Genomic DNA, 7188 nt, shown 5'->3' on the forward strand with positions numbered 1-7188 from the left:
AGCTCTAAATAACCATCCTTCATCCCCTTGAGGGAGTACAGCAATATCTACACCATTATCGCTGAGAATATCAATTAACTGAGGATCGTTGGGGAGATTAACTCTAATTGGTGTCCCTTCTCGGTCAATTACCTGTGCTTGAGTACGGTCAGCACTAATTTTTACTGTTTCTATTCTATTGTTTTGAACTTCGTCAATTAGCTTGCTATATGGCCAGCTTTGACTGGTTTGGGGTTGTTGATCCAAAAAGGCAGTACCTAAAGCAACTACCACGATGGCTAACAAGACATATAGACCTGCATTGCGCCACTTTTTATTGTTATCTTTGCTCACTCAAACAGCCTCCCTTAGCTGAAGATTAAAATCTTATATGTTTGTTTATTTTAACGATTGTCACCCTGTCAAACTCCAAAACCAGTGGAGCTACATCTGACTAGATACCTCGACTCGTCATAGTCTATTTAGATATAGTTTAAGATATGTAAAGACAAAGCAGTACTAACAAGCTATTAGTTTTTTAAAACGTTGTTAACTTATGTTAACGTTTCTCAGGAAAAAATTGCCAAGTATTTATCAAATATATGACAAAAACGGACGGTGTCTGAGTTTTAACTGTAAAAATCAAAAAACAGCGTAGTTCCCAAAATTGTTCTAGAGAGGGGAAGAAGCTACGCTGTCTGTGATTATAGTCTTGGTAAACTAACTAAGTTCGACAAGTTGAGATTATATAGGTTATGAAAACATTAGAGAAACTGTCTTAAGATACTGCTGCTTCTGACTTAACCAAACTCCACCCTCGACTGCATTTGACCTTACCTTGGATTACAGTGTTGAGGTACTGTAATCTAATCCCATATTTACTTCCCAACTCTTTAGCAGTACAACGTTCTGAAATATTACGCTTCTCGTTTTTCCAACTGTAAGTTTTTTGATCGAGATGTACTTCAGTTGCTTTTTTACCAGAAGAAGTCGCTAACGGCATTAATTCGGTAATTGAATCTTCGACTAGCACTACCTGTGCAACCAATTCACCAATTTCTGGATTACTTGCTGCCAAGTTAAGCCTTTTAAGTCCATCTTTGACGCTTAGTTTTTTCATCCCAAAACGACTTTTTGTACCATCAGTAGAAAAAATAATTGGCTCATTAACACCTTGTTCCATTAAACTTTGGGCTAATTCAGGATTGCTGTATTCTTCAGTGGGGATGAGCAAGATTAAATCTTTTAATGCAGCTTGATAGGTGATTTTTTTCATGATTAACTCAGCTTTTTCGTTATTGCTTGGGAGAACATCAATCTGATAATTCTTAAAATCGTGCGACTAATAATTTTGCTCAGGGACGCTTTTTGGCTAAAGCAGTTTTAATTAAAATTCCCAAAGGTTTTTCCCTCAGATAGCTAGAAGAGCTTATCTGTCTGTTAGAGCCTGCGGTAGTTTTGCTCAATATTAGCAGAGTCGCCAGGTCAGAATTTATTAAGTTAAAATTTTTTCGACTCATAAAAAGCTTGAACAGCTACATTGTATTCATCTCCGAAATTTTACTCATCCGTGTGATCACTGAATTTTGATCTCATGAAATCAAGGCCAAATTGAGGTTCGAAGCATTTTATAGCCAAAGCAAGTAATTTTTGAGTTTGTATAGTTAGATTAAAGATATTTTCAAAGCGCTCAAATCATTTTCATTACTAAAACAGTATAATTAGCTCCATCTTATCTCAATTTATTGTCCAATAAGGGCTATTTTTCCTGCTCTGCAAAATGATTTCATACACTTTAAATTTAATTCTAAACTATTTTTGATGTATTTATAATTATAGAGTAATTAGCGATCGCCACCAAGTAAAGAGTAAGAAATAGATTTTTTAGTAAACTGAAATTCACCACCCAGTTTTAAATCAATAAGTAATAATACTGAGTCATTGAGGAAGAGAAAATTAGCGATCGCGTATTTTTACCTCGAGAAAATTACGGAGAAAATAGCCTAAATCTTGTTTTGTTCTGCTAATATGAGGAGATTTTAATGGTGACTATGATGACGCAAATTTTTAATTTACAACTAGAGCAAAACATCAAAAAAATAACCCAAGCTATTCGGCAGCAAAAAATTAGCGAATACACGATCAAAAAGCAATTTGAAGATATATCTTTTGATTTTGTGATCGGCGATTCAGAAGGACAACAATGGTATGATTCATCCCCACAAAATCAAGTAGAATCGCTTAATCCAGAATTTCAGTTTATCAAGCAACTTACCCAGCGAGGAGATATTGTCTTTGAATGCGGAACTCATCATGGTTTGACCGCCATGCTGTTATCAAAGTGGGTGGGGAACGAAGGCAAAATTGTTAGTTTTGAAATTAATCAACACAATGCTGCAATTGCTCGCAAAAATTTTGAGTTGAACAAGATTAATAATGTAATTCTCGAAGAGAAAGGGTTGGGAAGCCAGAAAAGCAGCCAGAAAATATTCAATAAATCAAATTCATCTGTGACTCCATCTAACGTAATTTCCTTGGGGTGGTTGAAAAACTTTATCTATGGAACTAATGAGGTAGAAATTATCGCTTTAGATGATTATGTTAAAACACAGTCAATCTTACCCACGTTTCTCAAAATAGATGTAGAAGGATACGAAAGCGAGGTTTTAAAAGGAGCAAAAGAAATTCTTAAAACTTTGCCTAAGCTAGAAATTGAAATTCATACGGAAATACTATCTCGCTATAATACGTCGGTTGAAGAAATTTTTGAGCTGATCGATATTAAGTCTTATCAAACTTGGGTGCAATGGAGTGATGAAGAAGAACCGCAGCCATTTGATTGGCAACAAAAAATAGACCGCAGAGTTCATTTATTTGCTATACCCAAACAGGAGAATTAAGCAATCAGTACTCAGGTTATTTGCATCAGGATGTAATATCAGCAAGGAATCATGTCAGTTCTGGATTTTTAACCTTATTTTGCCATACTAGTTTCATCCTGATGCATTAATAACTATATATAAATTAAGTGAAAAAAAATCAGCAGCGAGCATTAGAAATAATTCTCAGTGGGATCGCTTTAGTTGTCGCTACATTAATCTTTCTCAAAGCATTTATTGATATTGATACTAACTATGATGTGGGTTGGTATCATCTACCTTTTGCTGCCAGAATTTGGGGGATTGTACCAGCCGAATCTTTTAGTTCGGAAAATATAGTAGAGTACCGCTATGCTGGTTTTCCTTTATTGGCGCATTTCTTTCAAGGTTTATTGTGGAAGATATCAGGTAGAGTTCAGGCTGCCAATTTAGTTGGCTACTTAAGTTTAATTATTTATTTTTTGACCCTTAGAAGCTTTTTTCAAGTTCCACTTTACCTCTCTACGATCGCCATTTTCGCGATTCCTGCGGTTCTAACTCACGCTAGCACTAGTTTTGTCGATCTTCCTGGCAACGTCGGCGCTGCGGTACTGATGATGATGATCTACAGGTTTTTTAGCCAGTCTCAGTTACCCAGTAAGCCAGAACTGCTATTTGCCTTTTTGGGTGCAGCGATGGCGGCAAACACGAAACCACAGCTAGAGCCTTTAATATTTGTGCTTTTTTGGGTAGCAGGAATTAGGCTGGTATGGCTCTATTTTAAATACACTACCTCTAGTAAACGTCAATTATGGTTGACTGTATCTTTAGCGGCGATCGCCTCTATACTTATTTTTGCTACGCCGATTAAAAACGTGGCACTGTATGGCAACCCTTTTTATCCGATCAAAATCCAGGTTGCGGGTATTGTTCTCAATCACAAACTTACTCCCCAAACCTATAGTGAAGGCAATCGTCCGCAAAAATGGCTGCAATCTATTTTAGAAATCAATACCCCTAAGTGGTCAGCAGATCAATACAATGGCGGGGATGAAAAATATCTAGATCGTGCAGGAGGTTTCTTTGGTGCTTATGTTGTATTTAATCTTTTGCTGCTGCTTGGTTTAACTATTAGAGAACAATTGTTAAATAGAACATCAGCTGATCATAAGTCTCGTAATGCCACCATTGCTTTAGTCACTTTTCTACTCGTATCTTTTATTCCTGCTAACTTCCCTCAATCCCACGAGTTGCGGTATTTTATGTTTTGGATGATTACCCTAGTGTCTTTGAATTTATCCCTCGTATCTGGGCTGCAAAATCAGGGCAGGGATTGGTTGCAGGTTAAATATCTAGGATTAGTTTATCTACTGTTTATGGCGATCGTCTGGGTCAAAATCGATCAGTTTTATCTTAAACCCGATTTTAGAACCTTAGAACGGTATCTCAAAAACAACGTCAAAGCTGAATTAGTAGAGCAAATGATTCCCAATCAGCGCACTTGTCTAATTGCCCGCCATGCCATAGTTAGACCTAATGCTGTCCCTTTTGCCTCCATTGCTAATGCCTTTTTTTATAGCTCCTATTTTCATCCAGAGATTCCCTATAACTACAGCGTTAAAGCGGCGATCGCACCCCAAGATTGTGGTAAGTTAACCATGATTCCTGCTAATGCAGCAGATTTTATCGATCCTTAAATTTAAAATTTGTATTATAGGGCTGTGTAAGGGCAAATGACTATTCGCCCTTACCTAAGTTAATTCACTAAATTTGGTCATTCATCATTTTTTGCACCGCTTCCGCAATTTGCGCTGGCTGCACGATGGTTAGATTCTCTAACTTCCCGTTATAAGGAGTAGGGATGTCTTGTGAAGATAAACGCAACACAGGTGCATCTAATTCATCAAATAGCTGTTCGCTAATCAATGCCACTAATTCCGCACCAATACCACCAGTTTTCATGCACTCTTCCACGATGATTACCTTGTGAGTCTTACGTACAGACTTACTAATCGTTTCCATATCAAACGGCTTGAGAGAAATCAGATCGATGATTTCGGGATCATATCCCTGTTTTTCGATCTCTTTAAGCGCTTGAGTACAGTGGTGACGCATCCGTGAATAAGTCAGAATCGTCACATCTTTTCCTGATCTGACCATTTCTGCCTTGTCCAAAGGGAGAACATATTCATCATCGGGTAAATCGTCTTTGAGATTGTAAAGTAGGACGTGTTCAAAAAACAGTACAGGATTATCATCTCGAATTGCAGCCTTGAGTAAGCCTTTAGCGTTGTAGGCTGTAGAACAAGCCACAATCTTTAATCCAGGTACAGCATGAAAATAAGCTTCCAACCGTTGAGAGTGTTCTGCACCTAGTTGTCTACCCACCCCGCCAGGACCTCGGATTACCATGGGTATTTTAAAGTTACCGCCAGAAGTGTAGCGTAACATCCCTGCATTGTTAGCAATCTGGTTAAATGCCAAGAGCAAAAAACCCATATTCATTCCTTCAATCACAGGACGTAAGCCAGTCATAGCAGCCCCTACAGCCATCCCACAAAAGCTATTTTCCGCAATAGGAGTATCCAGTAGGCGCAAATCACCATATTTTTTGTGTAGGTCTTTGGTGACTTTATATGAACCACCGTAATGTCCGACATCTTCACCTAAGACGAAGACAGTCTTATCCCTTGCCATTTCTTCGTCCGTCGCTTCTCTCAAAGCGTTAAACATTAAAGTTTTAGCCATAATAATTTATTTTTAGTCACCAGAAACTAATATTATCACTACCAGATTGCTACTATGTAATTTTATCTTAGGCTTGATCGAGCAAAGATACTAACCTTTTACTCTTCAATTGTTAGTTAAATATGACTTTAGCCACTTCTAATACATTTCTCACACAAAAAGAAGCTCTCGCTTTAATTGATTTTGCGATTGCCCAATCTCAAGCCGACGGCGTATTTATCAGTCTGAGCGTTCGTGAAACCGCTCTTAGTCGTTTTTCGGAAAATCAGATTAGTCAAAATGTGCGTAAGCATACTTTTAGCCTCACTGTCACTAGCTATTTTGGTCAACGAAGCGCCTCTGCCTCGACTACAGAACTAGATCGTGAAGCGATCGCCCAAACTTTAAGACGTGCCGAAGATCTAGCGCGAATTGCCCCGGTCGATCCAGAATGGGTCGAATTATTACCGCCACAAACCTACAGCGATCGCACCCCAGCCTTTGACCAAGCTACTGCTAGCCTCTCTCCCCTCAAGCAAGGCGAAATTATTCAACAGGTATGTGATTTAAGCAAGAATGCAGGAGTAAACGGATCGGGAACCCTAAGTTATAAAGCATCTCTTGATGCCATTGGCAATTCTGCTGGTTTGCGGGGTTGCGATCGCACGACTGAAGCCGACTTTAGCTTTACCGCTCGGATTGACGATGGTTCTAGCTGGAATCGCTGCACTGCCTGGAGTATAGACCAGTTACCTATTATAGAGTTAACGGAACAAGTAATTAAAAGAGCGATCGCTTCGCGCAATCCTCAAACAATTGAACCAGGAGACTATACAGTTATCTTTGAACCCGCAGCATTTGCTAGCTTATTACCTTGGGTGATCTGGAATTTAGATGCTCGTGCAGCCGACGAAGGACGCTCTTTTATGTCCCGCAGCGATGATTCTGGTACGCCTATCGGTAACAAAGTTGGCGAACAATTATTTAACCCCCTGGTTGAGGTACAGCGTAATCCTACTCATGATCTATTACAGAATGACAGATTCTTTGGTAATGGCTTGAGCAATCACCCTCTAGACATTATTAAAAACGGTATTCCCCAAACTCTCTCCTATAGTCGCTATTGGGCAAAAGAACAGAATCAAGAGCCAACAGGGGGAATGTATCCGATAGTTATGACAGGTTCAGATCGCAGCGTTGCCGACTTGATTGCCAGTACCGAAAAAGGTATTTTAGTTAGCCGCGCTTGGTATGTCCGCTATGTTAATCCTCGCACCCTGGAAGTTACAGGCATGACCAGAGACGGTACTTTTTTAATTGAAAATGGCAAAATATCTCAGCCGATTAAAAACCTGCGCTTCAATCAGTGTTTACCTGAAATGCTCAAAAATATAGTTGCACTGAGTAAGGTCAAACGCTTTGGTGGTAGTGTCATTCCAGGTTGTAAAGTGGAGAATTTTCACTTTAGTAGCATCACCGATAGCATTTAAAGCTTGATTTAGATTAAACCTTGAAATGTGTTTATCTAAAATCTCGGATGATTCGGAGATCACGCCTGTGTTAAGCATCCCTTATTGCTGCTGTCTTCCGACCCTGACAAGGTTCGGGCGTTAATACTGCATGA

6 protein-coding genes and 1 other RNA gene are annotated in these 7188 nt (G+C 39.0%); 3 read left to right on the forward strand and 4 right to left on the reverse strand.

The features are described from left to right. The coding region (locus C7B62_RS23295) for an ATP-dependent metallopeptidase FtsH/Yme1/Tma family protein (protein ID WP_199194348.1) at nucleotides 1-333 on the reverse strand (333 nt) is incomplete at its 3' end. A gap of 424 nt (nucleotides 334-757) precedes the next feature. Continuing rightward, nucleotides 758-1255, reverse strand: a complete 498-nt coding sequence (locus C7B62_RS23300; protein WP_106243203.1) for a hypothetical protein — start codon at nucleotides 1253-1255, stop codon at nucleotides 758-760. Nucleotides 1256-2021: 766 nt separating this feature from the next. Between C7B62_RS23300 and C7B62_RS23305 the strand changes: the two genes are divergently transcribed. Together C7B62_RS23305 and C7B62_RS23310 are read left to right on the forward strand one after the other, a co-directional pair. Continuing rightward, entirely contained in the window at nucleotides 2022-2879 is an 858-nt protein-coding gene (locus tag C7B62_RS23305; RefSeq protein WP_106243207.1) for an FkbM family methyltransferase, read from the forward strand. Between the two features lie 128 nt (nucleotides 2880-3007). After that, a complete protein-coding gene (locus C7B62_RS23310) occupies nucleotides 3008-4534 on the forward strand; it encodes a hypothetical protein (protein ID WP_106243210.1) in 1527 nt (508 codons plus the stop codon). 67 nt (nucleotides 4535-4601) lie between these two features. Here C7B62_RS23310 and C7B62_RS23315 read toward each other — a convergent pair whose 3' ends face one another. Further along, nucleotides 4602-5585, reverse strand: coding sequence for an alpha-ketoacid dehydrogenase subunit beta (locus C7B62_RS23315; protein ID WP_106243213.1), 984 nt, complete (start codon nucleotides 5583-5585; stop codon nucleotides 4602-4604). A gap of 122 nt (nucleotides 5586-5707) precedes the next feature. Between C7B62_RS23315 and C7B62_RS23320 the strand changes: the two genes are divergently transcribed. After that, nucleotides 5708-7054 (forward strand): TldD/PmbA family protein, encoded by a 1347-nt coding sequence (locus tag C7B62_RS23320; RefSeq protein ID WP_106243217.1) that lies wholly within the window; start codon nucleotides 5708-5710, stop codon nucleotides 7052-7054. 45 nt (nucleotides 7055-7099) lie between these two features. On the opposite strand, the gene ffs is transcribed toward C7B62_RS23320, so the two are convergent. Further along, nucleotides 7100-7188: signal recognition particle sRNA small type (gene ffs / locus C7B62_RS23325), an RNA gene on the reverse strand; the annotation flags it as partial.

The organism is Pleurocapsa sp. CCALA 161, assembly GCF_003003995.1.
GTDB lineage: Bacteria > Cyanobacteriota > Cyanobacteriia > Cyanobacteriales > Xenococcaceae > Waterburya.